This window comes from Achromobacter sp. JCM 18799, assembly GCF_055395645.1.
Genome location: NZ_AP043866.1, coordinates 1,717,169 through 1,735,646 on the forward strand (window position 1 = coordinate 1,717,169; position 18,478 = coordinate 1,735,646).

Annotated in this window: 15 protein-coding genes; 6 read left to right on the plus strand and 9 right to left on the minus strand. The window is 68.1% G+C overall.

Annotated features, from left to right (window positions below):
* Nucleotides 1–23: 23 nt before the first annotated feature.
* Nucleotides 24–1,628, minus strand: coding sequence for a GMC family oxidoreductase (locus tag ACZ5YA_RS08150; protein WP_306637091.1), 1,605 nt, complete (start codon nucleotides 1,626–1,628; stop codon nucleotides 24–26).
* A 206-nt stretch (nucleotides 1,629–1,834) separates the two neighbouring features.
* Here ACZ5YA_RS08150 and ACZ5YA_RS08155 point away from each other — a divergent pair, with 206 nt between their 5' ends.
* The 3 genes from ACZ5YA_RS08155 (at nucleotide 1,835) to nirD (ending at nucleotide 5,929) form a co-directional block, all read left to right on the plus strand.
* Nucleotides 1,835–2,722, plus strand: coding sequence for a LysR family transcriptional regulator (locus ACZ5YA_RS08155; protein WP_059373670.1), 888 nt, complete (start codon nucleotides 1,835–1,837; stop codon nucleotides 2,720–2,722).
* 307 nt (nucleotides 2,723–3,029) lie between these two features.
* Complete coding sequence (nirB, locus tag ACZ5YA_RS08160) at nucleotides 3,030–5,579, plus strand: nitrite reductase large subunit NirB (RefSeq protein ID WP_464092351.1); 2,550 nt, start codon at nucleotides 3,030–3,032, stop codon at nucleotides 5,577–5,579.
* Complete coding sequence (nirD, locus tag ACZ5YA_RS08165; protein ID WP_464092352.1) at nucleotides 5,579–5,929, plus strand: nitrite reductase small subunit NirD; 351 nt, start codon at nucleotides 5,579–5,581, stop codon at nucleotides 5,927–5,929. The genes nirB and nirD overlap by 1 nt, the downstream gene beginning before the upstream one ends.
* A 17-nt stretch (nucleotides 5,930–5,946) precedes the next feature.
* On the opposite strand, the gene ACZ5YA_RS08170 is transcribed toward nirD, so the two are convergent.
* Nucleotides 5,947–7,998 (minus strand): transcriptional regulator, encoded by a 2,052-nt coding sequence (locus tag ACZ5YA_RS08170; RefSeq protein WP_464092353.1) that lies wholly within the window; start codon nucleotides 7,996–7,998, stop codon nucleotides 5,947–5,949.
* 125 nt (nucleotides 7,999–8,123) lie between these two features.
* Here ACZ5YA_RS08170 and ACZ5YA_RS08175 point away from each other — a divergent pair, with 125 nt between their 5' ends.
* Entirely contained in the window at nucleotides 8,124–8,972 is an 849-nt protein-coding gene (locus ACZ5YA_RS08175; RefSeq protein WP_464092354.1) for a class I SAM-dependent methyltransferase, read from the plus strand.
* 219 nt (nucleotides 8,973–9,191) lie between these two features.
* Here the strand turns inward: ACZ5YA_RS08175 and ACZ5YA_RS08180 are convergent, their stop codons facing one another.
* The 7 genes from ACZ5YA_RS08180 to ACZ5YA_RS08210 form a co-directional block, all read right to left on the minus strand.
* Nucleotides 9,192–10,052, minus strand: a complete 861-nt coding sequence (locus tag ACZ5YA_RS08180; RefSeq protein ID WP_251881513.1) for a D-amino acid aminotransferase — start codon at nucleotides 10,050–10,052, stop codon at nucleotides 9,192–9,194.
* Nucleotides 10,053–10,077: 25 nt separating this feature from the next.
* Nucleotides 10,078–10,806, minus strand: a complete 729-nt coding sequence (locus tag ACZ5YA_RS08185; protein WP_059373418.1) for an amino acid ABC transporter ATP-binding protein — start codon at nucleotides 10,804–10,806, stop codon at nucleotides 10,078–10,080.
* Between the two features lie 27 nt (nucleotides 10,807–10,833).
* The gene (locus ACZ5YA_RS08190) at nucleotides 10,834–11,517 is read right to left on the minus strand and encodes an amino acid ABC transporter permease (RefSeq protein ID WP_464092355.1); all 684 of its coding nucleotides are present in this window, start codon (nucleotides 11,515–11,517) and stop codon (nucleotides 10,834–10,836) included.
* Entirely contained in the window at nucleotides 11,514–12,269 is a 756-nt protein-coding gene (locus ACZ5YA_RS08195; RefSeq protein WP_059373422.1) for an amino acid ABC transporter permease, read from the minus strand. The genes ACZ5YA_RS08190 and ACZ5YA_RS08195 overlap by 4 nt, the downstream gene beginning before the upstream one ends.
* An 81-nt stretch (nucleotides 12,270–12,350) precedes the next feature.
* Nucleotides 12,351–13,259, minus strand: coding sequence for a transporter substrate-binding domain-containing protein (locus tag ACZ5YA_RS08200; RefSeq protein ID WP_251881518.1), 909 nt, complete (start codon nucleotides 13,257–13,259; stop codon nucleotides 12,351–12,353).
* Nucleotides 13,260–13,360: 101 nt separating this feature from the next.
* Entirely contained in the window at nucleotides 13,361–14,260 is a 900-nt protein-coding gene (locus tag ACZ5YA_RS08205) for a LysR family transcriptional regulator (RefSeq protein WP_059373425.1), read from the minus strand.
* A 114-nt stretch (nucleotides 14,261–14,374) separates the two neighbouring features.
* Nucleotides 14,375–15,436: a LacI family DNA-binding transcriptional regulator gene (locus ACZ5YA_RS08210; RefSeq protein ID WP_059373427.1), complete on the minus strand. Its 1,062-nt coding sequence runs from the start codon at nucleotides 15,434–15,436 to the stop codon at nucleotides 14,375–14,377.
* A gap of 112 nt (nucleotides 15,437–15,548) precedes the next feature.
* Between ACZ5YA_RS08210 and ACZ5YA_RS08215 the strand changes: the two genes are divergently transcribed.
* Together ACZ5YA_RS08215 and ACZ5YA_RS08220 are read left to right on the plus strand one after the other, a co-directional pair.
* On the plus strand, nucleotides 15,549–16,568 hold the full coding sequence (locus ACZ5YA_RS08215) for a TRAP transporter substrate-binding protein (RefSeq protein WP_054456226.1): 1,020 nt from the start codon (nucleotides 15,549–15,551) through the stop codon (nucleotides 16,566–16,568).
* 9 nt (nucleotides 16,569–16,577) lie between these two features.
* The gene (locus ACZ5YA_RS08220) at nucleotides 16,578–18,458 is read left to right on the plus strand and encodes a TRAP transporter large permease (RefSeq protein WP_059373429.1); all 1,881 of its coding nucleotides are present in this window, start codon (nucleotides 16,578–16,580) and stop codon (nucleotides 18,456–18,458) included.
* Nucleotides 18,459–18,478: the final 20 nt, after the last annotated feature.

Genomic DNA, 18,478 nt, shown 5'->3' on the forward strand with positions numbered 1-18,478 from the left:
TTTCTGCGGCGCCCGGCGTCGTTTCAGCGGGCCGCGGCATCCTCGCGGATCATGTCGGCAGCCCGCTCCGCGATCATGATGGTCGGCGAATTGGTGTTGCCCGACGTGATCAAAGGCATCACCGAGGCATCCGCGACGCGCAGGCCTTCCAGGCCGTGGACGCGCAGCCGCGCGTCCACCACCGCCCCGCCGTCCGCGTCGCGTCCCATGGCGCAGGTCCCCACCGGATGGAAGATGGTGGTGCCGATCTTGCCGGCTGCTTCCCGCAGCTCGGCGTCCGTCTGGAACGCGGGTCCCGGCAGCCATTCCTGCGGCTGGTAGCGCTGCAAGGCCGGCGCCGCCGCGATCCGCCGCACCAGGCGGATCGAGTCCGCCGCCACGCGCAGGTCTTCGTCGGTGCTCAGATACCTGGGCGTGATGGCGGGCGCGCCCTGCGGCCCCTGCGCATGCACGCTGCCGCGCGAGGTCGGCCGCAGATTGCACACGCTGGCGGTGAAGGCGTCAAAACCATGCAGCGGCTCGCCAAAGGCGCCCAGCGACAGCGGCTGCACGTGGAATTCGACGTTGGCGCGCGCCTGGCCCGGATCCGACTTGGCGAACGCGCCCAGCTGCGACGGCGCCATGCTCATCGGGCCGCTGCGTTTGAGCAGATACTCCAGGCCGATGCCGGCCTTGCCCAACCAGGTGGAGGCGATGCGGTTCAGCGTCTTCACGCCCTGCACCTGGATGATGACGCGCAGTTGCAGGTGGTCCTGCAGGTTCTCGCCCACGCCCGGCAGGGCATGATGCAAGGCGATGCCGCTTTCGCGCAGGCGCGCGGGCTCGCCCACGCCGGAGAGTTCCAGCAGATGCGGCGTATTGACCGCGCCTGCCGCCAGCACCACTTCGCGGCGCGCGCGCAAGGTCGCGCTCTGGCCGTTGCGGCGCAGTTGCACGCCGACGCAGCGCTTGCCCTCGAATACCAGTTGCTCGGCATGGGCGCCGGTCATCACGCGCAGGTTCGGGCGCTTTTGCACCGGCCGCAGGAATGCCTTGGAGGTATTCCAGCGCCAGCCGCCGCGCTGGTTCACTTCGAAATAGCCGCAGCCGAAATTGTCGCCGCGGTTGAAGTCCTGCACGCGCGGAATGCCCTCCTGCTCGGCCGCGCCGGCGAAAGCTTCCAGGATGTCCCAGCGCAGGCGCTGCGATTCCACGCGCCACTCGCCGCCTGCGCCATGGAACTCGTCCGCGCCGCGGTGATAGTCCTCGCTGCGCTTGAACACCGGCAGCACCTGGTCCCAGCCCCAGGCGGGATCGCCGGACAGTTCGGCCCAGTCGTCGTAGTCCTGGCGCTGGCCGCGCATGTAGATCATGCCGTTGATCGATGAACTGCCGCCCAGCACGCGGCCGCGCGGATAGATCAGGGAACGGCCGCCCAGACCGGCTTCCGCCTCGGTGCGGTACATCCAGTCCGTCCTGGGGTTGCCGATGCAATGCAGGTAGCCGACCGGGATATGGATCCAGTGGTAGTTGTCGTTCCCGCCCGCCTCCAGCAGCAGCACCTGCACGGCGGGGTCGCGGCTCAGGCGGTTGGCCAGCACGCAGCCGGCCGAGCCCGCACCGACGATGATGTAGTCGTATGTCTCCATAAGCTCTTCTTATCTTCTTGCCGGGGCGGTACGCCTACGGACTGGGTGAGCCGACCCGGCTCTGGTGACCTTGCACGCGCCGGGCATCTACCGTGACTCTCGCGCAGCCGGGCGGAACTGTCCAATGAATTGTTGAAAAACGGTTTATAAGCAACTTAAATAATGCTCAGCCCCTTTTGCTGGCCGCCTACTCCGGGAACCGCCCCATGGACCTGAAGCACATCCGCACTTTTGCCGCCGTGGCCCGCGAGGGCAACCTGACGCGCGCGGCCGAACATCTGCACCTGACCCAGCCCGCGCTCAGCCTGCAGTTGAAGAACTTCCAGGAAGCGCTGGACCTGACTTTGTTCTCGCGCACGGCGCAGGGCCTGGCGCCCAATGCCGACGGCCGCGCGCTGCTGCCCTCGGCGCAGCGCATCCTGGACGCCCTCGACGACTTCCAGCGCGCCCTGGGCGCCTTGCGCGACACCGTCCAGGGCGATCTGCGCATCGGCACCATCCTCGATCCCGAATTCCTGCGCCTGGGCGCCACGCTGCAATACCTGGTGGAGCACTACCCCAAGATCCGCCCCACCCTGCGCCACGGCATGTCCGGATCGGTGGCGAAACAGGTGCGGGCGGGCGAGCTGGACGTGGGTTTTTCCCTCGGGCCGCAAGGGCGCGACGCGGCTCCCGCCGGGCTCGAGGCGCTGCCGCTCGCCTCCTTCGCCTATTTCGTCGTCGCCCCCAAGGGCTGGGGCGCGCAGGTGGCCGGCCGCGACTGGGCCGCGATCGCCGCCCTGCCCTGGATCTGGACGCCGCCGGATTCGGTGCACCACAGGCTGCTGTCGGATAAGTTCGACGCGCTGGGCGTCGCGCCCAACGCCGTGGCCGAAGTGGACCAGGAAGCCTCGATGCTGGACCTGGTGCGTTCGGGCGTGGGCCTGTCGCTGGCGCGCGACTCGATCGCGCTGCGCGAGTCCCAGGCCAGCGGGCTGGTGCTGGTCAAGGGGCTGGCGATCCAGGCCGAACTCGCCTTCATCACCCAGGCCTCCCGCCGCGACGATCCCCTGGTCGCCGCGGCCTTCGCCGCCGTCCAGGCGGCGTTTGCCTAGGTCCATCCGCTGCGCCAAACGGGTGCAGCGACGCACGGCAATATGCACCGCCTTGACGCACGCCGCCTGCAGCTGCGCGGCGCGCGACACGCGCGCCAAAAGCCATCCTGGGTCCGCTTCCCCTATGAAGATCCGCGCGCGCCGATGGTCATCGGCATCCCTGGCACAGACTTTGCTTGATGGTTCATGCGCGGGCCGCAAGGCTGGCGAGACAACTTGAGCAGCAACGGCAATGGCGCCCCGACCGCAAGGTCCAGGGCGCCTTTGCGTTTTCTGAAACCCGAATACCCAAGCCCGGGGACATCCCATGAAAGTAGCGGCCGCATCCGATTCTCTGCAGACCCTCGTCGTCATCGGCAACGGCATGGTGGGTCACCATTGCGTCGAGCAACTCATCGCCGGCGGCGCGCTTGCGCGCTACCGCATCCACGTCTACGGCGAGGAAAGCCGCCGCGCCTACGACCGCGTGCACCTGTCCGAATACCTGAACGGGCGCGACGCGGAATCGATGGCGCTGGGCGATGCCGCGCTGTATGAACACGAAGGCGTGACCCTGCACCTGGGCACACCCGTGCTGGAGATAGACCGCCGCCAGCGCGAAATCGTGACCGCCAGCGGCCGCAGCGCCTACGACAAGCTGATACTTGCCACGGGCTCCTATCCCTTCGTGCCGCCGATCACGGGCGCGGAAGGCGCATCGCGCCTGGTGTACCGCACGCTCGACGACCTGGACCTGATCCGCGAGGCCGCCCGCGGCGCGCGCCGCGGCGTGGTGGTGGGCGGCGGCCTGCTGGGGCTGGAAGCCGCCCATGCGCTGAAGTCGCTGAACCTGGAGGCCCACGTGGTCGAGTTCGCGCCGCGCCTGATGCCGGTGCAGCTGGACGAGCAAGGCGGCGCGGCGCTCAAGGCGCGGATCGAGGCGCTGGGCGTGGGCGTGCACCTGTCGCGCGCCACCCAGGACATCAAACCCGGCACGCAGTACCGCTACCGCATGCGCTTTGCCGAAGGCGCCCCGCTGGAAACCGACCTGATCGTGTTTTCGGCCGGCATCCGGCCGCAGGTGGCGCTGGCGCGCAAGGCCGGGCTGACGCTGGCCGAGCGCGGCGGCGTGGCCATCGACGACCAATGCCGCAGCAGCGATGAACACATCTACGCCATCGGCGAATGCGCGGCCTGGAACGGCAGCGTGTTCGGGCTGGTGGCGCCTGGTTATCAGATGGCGCGCACGGTGGCGGCGGCGCTTTGCGGCAACGCCGATCAGGCCTTCAGCGGCGCCGACATGTCCACCAAGCTCAAGCTGCTGGGCGTGGACGTGGGTTCGATCGGAGACGCCCACGGCGCCACGCCCGGCGCGCGCAGCTACCGCTACATCGACGAGGCCGGCGCCGGCTACCGCCGCCTGGTGGTGTCGGCCGACGGCAAGCGCGTGCTGGGCGCGGTGCTGGTGGGCGACAACAGCTACTACGACACGCTGCTGCAATACGTGCAGAACGGCATCGCGCCGCCCGCGGACCCGGCCAGCCTGATCCTGCCGCAGGGCCAGGGTGCGCCGCTCCTGGGCGTGGATGCGCTGCCCGCCGCCGCCGCCATCTGTTCCTGCCATAACGTGAGCAAGGGCGCGGTCTGCGCCGCGATCGACGGCGGCTGCGCGGACCTGGCCGCGGTCAAGAGCTGCACCAAGGCCGCGTCCGGCTGCGGCGGCTGCGCCAGCCTGCTCAAGCAGGTGGTCGAGCACGAACTGGCCAGCCGCGGCGTGGCCGTGGACAAGAGCCTTTGCGAACACTTCCCTCACACCCGCCAGGAGCTGTACGCCATCGTGCGCGTCAACGGCATCGAATCCTTCGACGAGCTCCTGGCCAGCCACGGGCGCGGCCAGCAGGGCTGCGACATCTGCAAACCCGCGGTGGGCTCCATCCTGGCCTCCTGCTGGAACCGCCCGATCCAGGATCCCCACCTGGTGCCTCTGCAGGACACCAACGACACCTTCATGGCCAACATGCAGAAGAACGGCACCTACTCGGTCGTGCCGCGCATCCCCGCGGGCGAGATCACGCCCGACGGCCTGATCGCCATCGGCGCGGTCGCCAAGAAGTACCAGCTGTACACCAAGATCACCGGCGGCCAGCGCATCGACCTGTTCGGCGCGCAGCTGCATGAACTGCCGGACATCTGGGCGGAATTGATCGCCGCCGGGTTCGAGACCGGCCATGCCTACGGCAAATCCACTCGCACCGTGAAGTCCTGCGTCGGCAGCACCTGGTGCCGCTACGGCGTGCAGGACAGCGTCAAGATGGCGCTGGACATCGAGCACCGCTACAAGGGCCTGCGCTCGCCGCACAAGCTGAAGTTCGCCGTGTCCGGCTGCACCCGCGAATGCGCCGAGGCGCAAAGCAAGGACATCGGCGTCATCGCCACCGAAAACGGCTGGAACCTCTACGTCTGCGGCAATGGCGGCATGCGCCCGCGCCACGCGGAACTGTTCGCCACCGACCTGGACGACGCCGCCCTCATCCGCACCATAGACCGCCTCTTGATGTTCTACATCCGCACCGCCGACAAGCTGCAGCGCACTTCGGTGTGGCGCGAATCGCTCGAGGGCGGCCTGGACTATCTGAAGCAGGTGGTGCTGGAGGACAGCCTGGGCCTGTGCGCCGAGCTGGAAGCACAGATGCAGCTGGTGGTCGATCGCTACGAATGCGAATGGGCCAACGCGCTGAACGATCCGGAAAAGCTCAAGCGCTTCCGCACCTTCGTCAACGACGCCAGCGCCGACCCCGGCATCCAGTTCGTGCAGGAACGCGGCCAGCCCCGGCCCGCTCCCGCGCGCGTCATCGCCATCACCGAGGAGATTGCCTAATGGACGCCCTGATCCGCGAACCCCAAGACTGGCGGCCGGTATGCCGGCGCCAGGATCTGGTGCCCAATTCCGGCGTGGTGGCGCTGGTGGATGGCGCGCAGGTCGCCTTGTTCTACGTGCCGCAAGCCGCCGGCGACGGCGTCTATGCCATCGATAACCGCGACCCCAAGTCCGGCGCCAACGTCATCGGCCGCGGCATCGTCGGCCACGTGGGCGGCGAACTCATCGTGGCCTCGCCGCTGTACAAGCAGCACTTCCGGCTTGCCGACGGGGTATGCCTGCAATACCCGGAGCAGCGGCTGCGGACCTGGCTGGCGCGCTTGAACGGCGATGCGGTGGAGATCGCCTGAAACGCGCCGCCGCCGGCTCAGCCCAGTCCGATGCGCCGGGCGCCCGCCCTGAACAGCGCTTCGGCATCGCCGGCCAGGCGGAAGGCCGCCAGGAAGTCGTCCACGCGATATGCGGGATGCGTTTTGCGTATCGCGGCCAGCAGGCCGGAGGTTTCATCGTCCTTGCCGGCTATCGCCAGGCAGCAGGCCGCGATCGCCAGGATGTGCACGTGGGCGTTGGGGCGGGCCGCCGCCTTCAGCGCCCAGCCGGCGGCTTCCTCGAACCGGCCCAGGCGCACCAGCGCCAGGGCGCGCACGGCCAGCATGCCGAACAGCAGCGGGTCGTAGGGACTCAGTTCGCGTGAATGGTCGGACCAGCCTATCGCGGCCTCGGCGTCGCCCGACTGGCAGTGGACGAAGCCCAGGGTGTAGTGCGCCAGCGCGAAGTTCGGGCTCAGGTCCACGGCGCGCGTCAACTCGGCCAGCGACTGATCCTGGCTGCCGCGCAGCCATAGCGCCCGGCCCATGGCCCAATGCGCCGCCGGGTCGCGGTCGTCGGCGATCAGGCCCTGGCCGGCGGCTTCGAACGCCAGGTCGATGGCCGGCGCTTGTGCGCCCCAACGCTGGAACGCATCCTGCCAATGGGTGAACGACAGGCCCGCGTAGGCCCGCGAGAACGTCGGGTCCAGCCGCAAGGCCATTTCGAAAAAGTGCCGCGCCTGCTCGTTGTCGGCCCGGTTGAAGCGGTACATGTGCCACAGGCCGCGGTGATGGGCCTGCCAGGCGTCCAGGGAGTTCGGCGGCTTCAGAATGGCGCGGTTGCGCTCGGCGGCCTCGATTTCGATGTCGATGGCGGCCACGATCCGGTTGCCGATTTCGTCCAGGGCCAGCAAGGCATCGCCCAGCTGCCGGTCGTAGACATCCGCCCACACGATGCGCGCGGTCCGGGCTTCTATGAGTTCAACGGCCACGGCGATGCGGTCTTGCCGGCGCTGCAGCCACCCGCTCACCACGTAGTCCACATTGAGCGTGCGGCCGGCCTCGTCCGGCCCCACGTTGCGCTGGTCCAGCGCGAACACCGTGCCTTGCGCTATGACGAACAGGCTGCGCAGCTTGGCCAGCCGGGCGATGATGTCATAGGCCAGGCCATCGGCCAGCCCGCCGCGCACGCCGGCCAGCGCCGAGCGGTCCACGAACGGCATCACCGCGATCGAGGCGCGGCCCCCGCGCTGCGCGGGCGGCTCCTCGGGCGGCTCTCCTGGCGCGGCCTCCGGCTGCGGCGCCTGGCCCGTCCGCCCCCTCAACGCCCGCCACGCGTCGCGCAAGGGCCGCCAGTCCAACCCGTCCGCCTCGAAGGCCCGCACCGCGGCGGCCAGATGCTCCTCGCCTTCGCGCCACTGGCCGCGCTGCGCCAGCAGGCCCAGCAACAGCTCGTGCGCACGCCGGTCGAAGGGCGCGAGCTGCAGCCACTTGTCCAGGCAGGCGAAGGTATCGCCTGACCCTGCCGGGAGGCTGGCCGCCAAATGCTCCAGGACGGCGGCATGGCAGGCTCTCAGCCGCCGGCGCTGCGCGGTCAGCCAGTTGTTGAAGAAGGGATTGCGGTCGATCTCCAGCCCCTCGAGGAAATCACCCGCGAACAGCCCGGCCAGCGCTTGCAACCGCCCGCAGTCCAGCTGGGCGATGCCCTGCTGCATCGCACTGCCGATTTCGATGGCATCGACATGGCAGTCGGCCAGGTCCAGCCGCACCGTATCCTGCGCCGTCTCGACCCTGCGCCGGCCGGGCTCGTCCAGCAGCGCGCGGGCCTTGCTGAGGCACCAGCGCAGTTCGCCGCGCGGATCGTTCGGAACGTCCCACAGCAGTTCGCACAGATGCGCGCGCTGCACGGGCTGCGGGGCAAGCGCCAGATAGGCGACAAGCGCGCGCAGCTTGCGCGACGGCGGCAGCGACAAGGCCGCGCCCGCCCGGCTGATCGCCATGGGTCCGAGCAGGCGCAGCCGGACCTCGCCGCCGGGGACGGAACCGGCCGGCTGCGCGGGGCCGGCCGAACCCTCGGCCGATTCCACGCCGGCTACCACGCCCGCCTCCATGGCCCGCTCTTAACTTGGATCTCGGGATGCACGGTGCGCGCAAGCCTGCGCGGCGCCGGTTGCGATTCCCCGGCAGGCCGGTATCGCGCGCTGCCGCATACACAGAGCCTTAACGGAGACAGACCATGTCCATTTCCTCCCTCGCCACCAGCCCCGTGCGCGATTCCGCGCAGCCCGACCTGGCCGCCTTGAAGACACGCCAGCAAGGCGCCTGGGCTTCCGGGGACTATGCCGTAGTCGGCACCACGCTGCAGATCGTAGGAGAACAGCTGTGCGAATCGCTGGATGTCCGCGCCGGACAGAAGGTGCTTGATGTCGCCGCTGGCAACGGCAATGCCTCGCTGGCCGCCGCCCGCCGCTGGTGCGATGTCGTTTCGACCGACTACGTGCCGGCGCTGCTGGGCCGCGGCCGCGAACGCGCCGCCGCCGAGCACTTGAAAATGGAGTTCCAGGAAGCCGACGCCGAGGCCCTGCCGTTCCCGGATGGCGGATTCGACGCGGTCGTCTCGACCTTCGGCGTGATGTTCACGCCCGACCAGGACCAGGCGGCGGCCGAACTGGTCCGCGTCTGCCGCTCCGGCGGCAAGATCGGCCTGGCCAACTGGACCCCCGAGGGATTCATCGGCCAGGTCTTCAAGACCATAGGCAAGCATCTGCCGCCGCCCGCCGGCGTCAAGTCGCCGGCGCTGTGGGGCACCCGCGCGCGCATCGAGGAAATGTTCGGTCCGCACGCCTCGTCGATCCAGACCCAGCCCCGCCACTTCGTGTTCCGTTACCGCTCCCCGGAACACTGGCTGCAGGTCTTCAAGACCTATTACGGCCCCCTGCTCAAGGCGTTTGGCGCATTGGATCCGGCCGCCCAAGCCGCGCTGACCAGCGATCTCATGGTGCAGATAGACCGGTATAACCGCTCCGGCGACAGCGCGATGGTCGTACCCAGCGAATACCTGGAGATCGTGGTGACGCGCCGGTGACCGGACCTTGATGCCTGGCTTGGGCCGGTCCGGGCCATCCACGCGGACAGCGGACGGGAAGCGATCCATGGCGCAACGCCTTCACGGCCGCCCGCGGAATGGCCCGGGCGGCCGATGTAGACCAACCATACGATGAGATAGGCAATGGCGTGCCGGCCATTGCCGGACGGGGTGCGAGCCCTTATGCGGAATCATACGCCCGCCCTGGCTCGCGCGCCGCTACAGCGCGGAAGCCAGCGCGTACTCCATGTAGAGCTGCCGCAGCTCGCGGCACACGGGTCCGGGCTGACCCGTGCCGACGCGCTGGCCGTCCAGCTCGATGACCGGCAGCACGAAATGCAGCGCCGACGTCAACACCAGCTCCGTCGCCCGCCGGCATTCGTCCAGCGTGAACTTGCGCTCCTCCACCGCCACCCCGCGCTTGGCGGCCAGCGCCAGCACCGCCGCGCGCGTGCAGCCCGGCAGTATCTCGCGCGACAAGGGCCGCACCACGATCCGTCCTTGCGCGTCGACCAGCAGCGCGCTCGACGAGGCGCCTTCCGTCACCACACCGTCGGCATCGACCATCAACGCCTCGAACGCGCCCGAGGCCTGCGCGGCCTGCTTGGCCAGCACCTGGGCGATCAGCGACACGCTCTTGATGTCGCGCCGCTGCCAGCGCATGTCCGGCACGCTGGCCACCCGCACGCCAGATTCCGCCAGCGGATTGACGCGCAAGGACTTCTCGCTGACGTACATCATCACGGTGGGCTCGACGTCGGCGGGAAAGGCGAAATCGCGCTTGCTGTCCGTGCCGCGCGTCACCTGCACATAGACGGACCCTTCGCGCAGGCCGTTGCGCAGCACCAGTTCGCGGCAACGCGCCAGCAGCGTGTCGCGCGGCAGCGGATTGCGGATGCCGACTTCGGCCAGGCTGCGCGCCAGGCGGGCGGCGTGCCGCTCGAACTCCAGCAGCAGGCCGTCGATCACCGCGATCACCTCATAGACGCCGTCGCCGAAAAGAAAGCCCCGGTCCAGCGCCGGGATGACGGCCTGCTCGGCCGGAACAAGATTGCCGTTGATATGGAAAATGGAAGACATGGATGCCTAGGGGGAGTGAAGGAAATCAGTGGCTGATGATGCGGGACAGGAAAGCTCGCGAACGCGCCGACGCGGCGTTGCCGAAGAACGCCTCGGCGCTGGCATCGTCGACGATCTCGCCGGACTCCATGAACACGACGCGGTCGGCGACGCGGCGCGCGAATCCCATTTCATGCGTGACGACCATCATGGTCATGCCGTCGCGCGCCAGCCCCGTCATCACGTCCAGCACTTCACCGATCATTTCCGGGTCCAGCGCCGAGGTCGGCTCGTCGAACAGCATCACCACCGGGTCCATGGCCAGCGCCCGCGCAATCGCGACCCGCTGCTGCTGCCCGCCCGATAGCTGTCCCGGGTGCTTGCCGCCATGCGCCGCCACGCCGACGCGTTCCAGCAGCGCGGCCGCCTTCTCCAGCGCTTGCGCGCGGCTGCGGCCCAGCACGCTGACCTGCCCCAGGCAGACGTTCTCCAGCACCGTCAGATGGGGGAACAGCTCGAAATGCTGGAACACCATGCCGACGCGGGCGCGCAGCTTGGGCAGATCCGTGCCGGGCGCGCCGACGTCGGTGCCGTCGACCACGATGCGGCCCGCATCGAAAGGTTCCAGACGGTTCACGCACTTGATCAGCGTGGACTTGCCCGACCCGGACGGCCCGCAGACCACCACGACCTCGCCGCGCTGCACGCGCAGCGAGCATTGCTTGAGCACCGGCAGATCGCCGTAGCGCTTGCCGACCTGTTCGATCTCGATCATGTATGTAGACTCCTCATGGAAACAGCTTCAGGCCCCGATCCGGGCGCGCAGCGCCCGCACGCCGCGCGAGGCGGTGAACGAGATCACGAAAAACACCAGCGCCACCAGCATGTACATTTCCACCAGGCGGTTGTCGCGCTGCGCGATCTTGGTCGCGGCCCCCAGAAAATCCGTGAGCGACAGGACGTAGACCAGCGCCGTTTCCTGGAAGATGACAATCACCTGGGTCAGCAGCACCGGCAGCATGTTGCGAAACGCCTGCGGCAGGATCACCTTGCGCAGCACTTGCGCATGCGTGAGGCCCAGGGCGCTGCCGGCGGCATACTGGCCTGGCCCCACGCTCCCGACCCCGGCCCGGATGATTTCGGAAAAATACGCGGCTTCGAACAGGATGAAGGTGATGAACGCCGACCCCATGGCCCCCAGCACGATGGGCCGCTCAGCCCCCGTGAGCGCCTGCAGGGCATACGGCAGGATGAAGTAGATCAGGAAGATCACCAGCACCAGCGGCAGCGAGCGGAACAGGTTCACATACACCGTGGCGGGCCACGCCAGCAGGCGGCCGCCATACAGCCGCGCAATCGCCAGCAAGGTGCCCAGCAGCACGCCGCCCACGGTCGACGTGAAGGTCAGCAGCAGGGTAAAACGCAGGCCCGACAGGATCAGGTACGGCAACGCGTCAACGATGGCTTGCAGGTCGAAATCCGTCATGCCCTGCCCCCTTTCGCCGCGCGCCCGCCGACCGCGCGCCCCGGAATGCGCAACTTGTATTCGAGCGCCCGCATCACCACGATCACAATCAGGTTGAGCGCCAGATAGGCCATGGTCGCGGTCAGGAACGCCTCGAACACCTGGAACGAAAACTCCTGCATCGCATGGGCCTGGGCGGTCAGTTCCGCCAGCCCGATGGTCAGCGCCACCGAGGTGTTCTTGATGGTGTTCAGGCAGTCCGACGTCATGGTGGGCAGGACCGTGCGCAGCGCATTCGGCAACAGCACGTGCCAGTACAGCTGGGGCAGGGTCAGCCCCAGCGCCAGGCCCGCGTTGCGCTGCCCCTTCGGCAGCGCTTCAATCCCGGCGCGCAGCTGTTCGCCGATGCGCGCCGACATATACATGCCGATGGCCAGCGCCGCCGTGTAGAAGGACGCGTCGGGCAGTTGCTTGATCCAGTCTCCCGCCGCCGTCGGCAGCAGTTCCGGCAAGACGAAGTACCACAGGAACATCTGCACGATCAGCGGGATGTTCCGGAACACTTCCACGTAGACGGCCGCCGCCGCGCGCACCCCGCGATACGGCAGCGTGCGCGCCACGCCGACCGCCAGGCCCAGCGCCAGCGCGATCAGCCACGCCAGCGCCGCCGTCTTGACCGTCACGCTCAATCCATCCAGCAGGGTTTGCAGATAGGTTTGCCCGCCATCGGGCGACGGGGCCAGCAGCACGCCCCAGTTCCATTGATATGCCATGCTTTTCTCGATGATCAGGCCGCGCGCGGTCCCGGCCCCGGGGCGGGGCCGCGCATCGGCGTATTGCGGCAGGTTCCGGGCCTAGCGGTAGGCGGCCGGATCGCCCGAGTCGGTGGGAGTGGCGACCACGCGCTTGAGCGCCTCGCTCATCGCCACGTTCAGGTTGATGCCCTTGGGCGGCAGCGGGCTGCGGTACCAACGGTCGTACAGGGCCTGGAACTCGCCGCTGGCATAGAGCGCCTTGATGGTGTCGTCCACCAGCGCCTTGAACTGCGGATCGTCGCGGCGCAGCATGATGGCGTAGGGCTCGATCGACAGGGACTCGTCGGACACCTCGTAACGGTCGGGCTGCTTGGCGTTGGCGATCAGGCCGTACAGCAGGATGTCATCCATCACGAAGGCGGCGGCGCGGCCGGTCTCCACCATCAGAAAGCCTTCCGCGTGCTCCTTCACGGGCACGATGCGCATGCCCAAGCCCCGCGTTTCATTCAGCTCGTTGATCTGACGGATGTTCGCGGTCCCGGAGGTCGACGCCACCACCTTGCCCTTCAGGTCGTCGATGGAACGCAACTTGGACGACTTCTGGCTGAGGAACCGGTTGCCGGTGACGAAGGTCGTGACCGAGAACGCCACCTGCTGCTGGCGGTCCAGCGTGTTGGAGGTCGAGGCGCACTCCAGGTCTATGGTGCCGTTGCCCATCAGCGGAATGCGCGTGGCGGAGGTGACGGGCAGGTATTTGACCTGGATGTCGCTGCGCTTCAGACGGGCCTGCACCGCGCTGACGATGCGATTGCAGATGTCGATGGAGTAGCCGACGGGTTTCTGGTTGCCGTCGTAATAGGAAAACGGAATCGAGGTCTCGCGATGGCCGATGGTGATCGCGCCGGTGTCAGCGACCTTCTTCAGCGTGCCGTCGAGCTGCTGGGCCGCGACGGGGCCCGCCATTGCAACCGTCAATGCCGCGATCAATGCCTTGATGGAAAGTGCCATGCTTTTCTCCTTGGGATTCATGTACTTGTGGGGTGCTGCGCAGGACTCGCCGCCGAGCGCGCCCGTCTCCCGCCCGTGGCGGGAGTGGCGGGCGCGGCCAGTCAACGTTGGGTATACAGGTTGAACACGCGCTGCACCGGCTCCTGGGCCGGCCCCTGGCGGCGCGCATACATGCAGATCTGCATCGGGACGGCGCAGCGCCGGTCCTTGATCGCTACGATCTCTCCCGCGTCCACCGACGCCCGGGCGCTGGACTCGGGCAGCCACGCCAGCCCGACGCCGGCGCTGACCAGCGTGCGCGCGCCGTCCACGAAATCGGTTTCGCAGACGCGCTGCAGGACGGGACGTTGCAACAGGTCGCCGCAAGACAGGTCTACCAGCCGCCGGAAATAGGCGCCCTGGGCATGCGACACATAGGGGTAACGCGCCTGGGAATCGGCGTCGTACAGCGCGGTTTCGTCCACCGGCATCGCGGCGGGGCGGAACAGGCGCAGGAAGTCGGGTTCCATGCCGGTCCGCATATAGGCTTGCGGATCCAGCTGTATGTCTTCCGCGGCGTGGCGAAAGCACACCAGCAAGTCCACCACGCCGGCCGCCAGCCACTCGACCGAATCGTGCACATTGCCCACATGCAGGCGCAGCGACTCGACCCCGCTCTCTTCCTTCCAGCGGACGCACCAACCCGGGAAGTGCGAGGTCGCCAGGCAATGCGGCATCGCCACCCTGAGGACCGCGCCGTCATGGCCGGTGACGCTGGCCTCGCCGCGCGCATCCACCACCTTGCGCACGATCTCGGCGGCATTGGAACGGAATTGCTCGCCCGCCACCGTCAGCCGCAAGGGAAAGCAGCCCCGATCGATCAGCGCCGCGCCCGCCCAGGTTTCCAGGGACTGGATGCGGCGGCTGAACGCCGACTGCGACACATGCCGCAGCTCGGCCGCCGTGGTGAACTGCCCGCATTCCGCCAAGGTCAGGAAATCCTGGAACCAACGTAGATCCATTGCAACCGCCGCGCCGTCAGAGTGAATGCGAGGCAGTATAGGGACCGCGCCCGGCGGGCTTATGCATAGTTTGCATAACGCGCCCGCAGTCAGGGTTACTCCCGACTCCTCCGCCTAGGGCAGGTTTTCCCGGAAGATCACCTGGCTGCGCGCCAGTTCCACCCCGTTCATCGGGCTGCGCTTGTCGCGCAGGTTGCAGAAGATGCGCACGCAGCTCATCAGCGCCTCCATCGGGCTTTGCGTGATGACCGCGTCCATGGTGCCGTCGATCAGCAGCGCGCGGGTGTCGGGCGTGAGGCCGTGGCCGATGAAGACCACCCGGTGCTGCTGCCCGGCTTCCTTCAGCGCGCGCGCCACGCCGTCGGACGCGCCGCCGATGTTGTAGATGCCGGCCAACTGCGGATATTGCTCCAGCAGTTGGCGGGTCTGTTCGTAGTTGCGCTGCGCGTCGTCGTAGCCTTCGCGCAGGTCCACCACCTGCATGGCCTGGAACTGTTCGGCGTACAGCTGCAGGAAGCCGCCTTCGCGCTCTTCGTGGGCGCGGTAGTGGCGCGACCCGGCGATCAGCGCCACGTGCGCCGCGCGCGACCCGATGAAGCGCGCGATCAGGTAGCCCGCGGTGCGCCCGGCGGCGCGGTTGTCCAGGCCCACATAGGCCACGCGGGCGCTGTTGGCCAGGTCGGAGATCAGCGTCACCGCCGGCACGCCCTGCTGCGCCAGCAGGTTGACCGCCTCGCGCACCGCGGGGTGCTCCAGCGCCATGAACGCAATGCCGTCGGCGCGCTTGCCATGCTTGGCCAGCGCCTGCGCCAGCGCGTCCGGATTGAAGCTCTCCACGTACTCGACCTGGCACCTGGCGTTGAGCGGCGCGAAGTGCTCCTGCGCATAGCTGACGGTGTCGCCCAGCATGCGCAAGTAGCGGTTGCTGCCTCGCGGCAGCAGGAACACCAGCCGCAAGGGTTCGGGCGCCGCGGCCGCGCGGACCTCCTGCTCCGGCAGGTAATCCAGCTCGATGGCCGCCTTGAAGACTTTCTGGGCGGTGCTGGCGCGCACGCCCGGCCTGCGATTCAGGACCCGGTCGGCGGTCGCGGTCGACACTCCAGCGCGCTCCGCCACATCGGCCAGGCGTGCCAGCTTGCGTTCGGGAGGCGTTCGATTCACATCAAAATCCATCATTAATCAGGTTTGACGATGTCGGCAACGATTCACTATTGTCCAGTCTGCCGCATGGTACTGGCGCTGTTGTGGCACATCAAAAAACATCATAACCAAGATTATGGAGACAAGCATGAAGCTGCTGACACGCCGTAGCGCCCTGCGCCGCCTTTGCGCGGTTCCCGCCGTCGCCCTGACCTCGGGCTTTCCGCTGATCGCCCGCGCCGCCGACTACACGCTCAAATACGGCAACAACCTGCCGGTCACGCACCCGCTGAACATCCGCGCCCAGGAGGCCGCCGAACGCATCCTCAAGGAAAGCAACGGCCGCGTGGACATCAAGATCTTCCCGAACAACCAATTGGGCGGGGACACCGACATGCTGGCCCAGGTGCGCTCGGGCGGCATCGACTTCTTCACCCCGTCCGCGCTGGTCATCGCGACCCTGGTGCCGGTCGCGGCGATCAACGCCGTAGGCTTCGCCTTCAAGGACTACAACCAGGTCTGGAGCGCCATGGACGGCGCGCTTGGCGCCCACGTGCGCGCCGCCATCGCGCAGCGCCGCCTCTACGCCTTCGAAAAAATGTGGGACAACGGCTTTCGCCAGACCACCAGCAGCAAGGCGCCGGTCAAGTCCGCCGCCGACATGGAAGGTCTGAAGATCCGCGTGCCGGTCAGCTCGCTGCCGATCTCCATGTTCAAGGGCCTGGGCGCCGCCCCTGCCAGCCTGCAGTTCAGCGAGGTCTATTCGTCGTTGCAGACCAAGGTGGTGGATGCGCAGGAGAACCCGCTGCCCATCATCCAGGTAGCCAAGCTGTACGAAGTGCAGAAGTACTGCTCGCTCACCAACCACATCTGGGACGGCTATTGGTTCATCGCCAACGGCCGCATGTGGGAAGGCCTGCCGCAAGACCTGAAGACCGTCGTGGCGCGCGGCATCAACGAGGCCGGCCTGGCCCAGCGCGAAGACATCAAGAAGCTCAACGCCTCGGTGCAGTCGGACCTGGAGGGCAAGGGACTGCTGTTCAACCAGCCGTCGGCAGACAGCTTCCGCGAGCAATTGCGCGCGGCAGGCTTCTACAAGGAATGGCAGGGCCGCTTCGGCAACGAGGCCTGGACCCTGCTGGAGCAGGCCGTCGGCAAGCTGGCCTGAGGACGCGCCATGTCCTCCCTGTCCGCTCCCCACGCCGCGCCGCAGGCGCTGCCGGCCCACCCCTTGCGCCGCGCCGCCGGCGCGCTCGACGCGCTGCTGGGCAGCGTGGTCGAACACGTGGCCGCGGCCATCGTGCTGGTCGAGATCGCGGTGCTGTTCGCCGGCGTGGTGGCGCGCTACGCCTTGCACAGCCCGCTGGTCTGGTCCGACGAACTGGCATCCATCCTGTTCCTGTGGCTGTCGATGCTGGGCGCGGTGGTCGCCCTGCGGCGCGGCGAACACATGCGGATGACGGCGCTGGTCAACAACGTCAGCCCGGCGCGCCGCGCCCAGCTGGAAACGCTGGCGCTGGCCGCGTCGCTGGCCTTCCTGGCGCTGATCCTGGCGCCCGCCGTGGAATACGCGCATGAAGAACACTTCATCATCACGCCCGCGCTGGAGCTGAGCAACGCCTGGCGCGCCGCCGCGATTCCGGTGGGCATGGGGCTGATGGCGGTGGTGGCGCTGCTGCGCCTCCTGCGCACCCAGACCGCGCCGCAGATGCTGGCGGCGCTGGCGGGAGCCGCGGCCGTGGTCGCGCTGTTCTGGGTGGCGCAGCCCCTCTTCGCCACGCTGGGCAAGCTGAACCTGCTGATCTTCTTCGTGGGCATCGTCGCCGCCACGGTGTTCTCGGGCGTGCCCATCGCGTTCTCGTTTGCGCTGGCCACGTTCTCCTACCTGGCCCTGACCACCAACACGCCCATGGTGGTGATGGTGGGCCGGCTGGACGAGGGCATGTCGCACCTGATGCTGCTGGCGGTGCCGCTCTTCATCTTCCTGGGTTCGCTGATCGAGATGACCGGCATGGCGCGCGCCATGATCCAGTTCCTGGCCAGCCTGCTGGGCCACGTGCGCGGCGGGCTGTCCTACGTGCTGATCGGCGCGATGTACCTGGTGTCCGGCATCTCGGGTTCCAAGATCGCCGACATGGCGGCCATCGCGCCCGTGCTGTTCCCGGAAATGCAGAAGCGCGGCGCCAAGCCCGGCGACCTGGTGGCGCTGCTGTCCGCCACCGGCGCGCAGACCGAGACCATTCCGCCGTCCATCGTGCTCATCACCATCGGCTCGGTGACGGGCGTGTCCATCGCCGCGCTCTTCACCGGCGGGCTGCTGCCGGCCGTGGTGCTGGGCCTGGCCCTGTGCTCGGTGGTGTGGTGGCGTTACCGCAAGGAAGACCTGAGCCTGGCGCAGCGCTTCAGCGCCCGCGAGATCGGACGCTTCTTCGTCATTGCCCTGCCCGCCGTGGCCCTGCCCTTCGTGATCCGCGCCGCGGTGGTCGAAGGCGTGGCCACCGCCACCGAGGTCTCGACCATAGGCATCGTGTACTCGGCCGTGGTCGGCCTGCTGATCTACCGGCGCTTCGACTGGGCCCGCTTGAAGCCCATGCTGATCGAGACCGCCTCGTTGTCGGGCGCCATCATGCTGATCGTGGGCTGCGCCACGGCCATGGCCTGGGCGCTGACGCAGTCCGGCTTCTCCGGCGACCTGGCAAAGCTGATGGCCGGCATGCCCGGCGGCAGCTACGGCTTCCTGGCCGTGTCCATCGTGGCCTTCATCATCCTCGGCAGCGTGCTGGAAGGCATACCCGCCATCGTGCTGTTCGGCCCGCTGCTGTTCCCGATCGCGGCGCAGGCCGGCGTGCATGAGGTGCACTACGCCATGGTCGTGATCTTCGCCATGGGCATAGGCCTGTTCGCGCCGCCCTTCGGCGTGGGCTACTACGGCGCCTGCGCCATCAGCCGCGTCGATCCCAACGAAGGCATCGGCCCGATCTGGGGCTACGTCGCCGCGCTGCTGGTGGGCCTGGTGATCGTCGCCGCCTTCCCCTGGTTCTCCATCGGTTTCCTGTGAGGTCAGCGGCCCGCAGCGGG

Coding starts and splice junctions, on each gene's coding strand:
- ACZ5YA_RS08150 (WP_306637091.1), bottom strand. CDS start 1,628: ATGGAGACATACGACTACATCATCGTCGGTGCGGGCTCGGCCGGCTGC.
- ACZ5YA_RS08175 (WP_464092354.1), top strand. CDS start 8,124: ATGTCCATTTCCTCCCTCGCCACCAGCCCCGTGCGCGATTCCGCGCAG.
- ACZ5YA_RS08180 (WP_251881513.1), bottom strand. CDS start 10,052: ATGTCTTCCATTTTCCATATCAACGGCAATCTTGTTCCGGCCGAGCAG.
- ACZ5YA_RS08185 (WP_059373418.1), bottom strand. CDS start 10,806: ATGATCGAGATCGAACAGGTCGGCAAGCGCTACGGCGATCTGCCGGTG.
- nirD (WP_464092352.1), top strand. CDS start 5,579: ATGGACGCCCTGATCCGCGAACCCCAAGACTGGCGGCCGGTATGCCGG.
- ACZ5YA_RS08210 (WP_059373427.1), bottom strand. CDS start 15,436: ATGATGGATTTTGATGTGAATCGAACGCCTCCCGAACGCAAGCTGGCA.
- ACZ5YA_RS08170 (WP_464092353.1), bottom strand. CDS start 7,998: ATGGAGGCGGGCGTGGTAGCCGGCGTGGAATCGGCCGAGGGTTCGGCC.
- ACZ5YA_RS08215 (WP_054456226.1), top strand. CDS start 15,549: ATGAAGCTGCTGACACGCCGTAGCGCCCTGCGCCGCCTTTGCGCGGTT.
- ACZ5YA_RS08155 (WP_059373670.1), top strand. CDS start 1,835: ATGGACCTGAAGCACATCCGCACTTTTGCCGCCGTGGCCCGCGAGGGC.
- ACZ5YA_RS08220 (WP_059373429.1), top strand. CDS start 16,578: ATGTCCTCCCTGTCCGCTCCCCACGCCGCGCCGCAGGCGCTGCCGGCC.
- ACZ5YA_RS08195 (WP_059373422.1), bottom strand. CDS start 12,269: ATGGCATATCAATGGAACTGGGGCGTGCTGCTGGCCCCGTCGCCCGAT.
- ACZ5YA_RS08205 (WP_059373425.1), bottom strand. CDS start 14,260: ATGGATCTACGTTGGTTCCAGGATTTCCTGACCTTGGCGGAATGCGGG.
- ACZ5YA_RS08190 (WP_464092355.1), bottom strand. CDS start 11,517: ATGACGGATTTCGACCTGCAAGCCATCGTTGACGCGTTGCCGTACCTG.
- ACZ5YA_RS08200 (WP_251881518.1), bottom strand. CDS start 13,259: ATGGCACTTTCCATCAAGGCATTGATCGCGGCATTGACGGTTGCAATG.
- nirB (WP_464092351.1), top strand. CDS start 3,030: ATGAAAGTAGCGGCCGCATCCGATTCTCTGCAGACCCTCGTCGTCATC.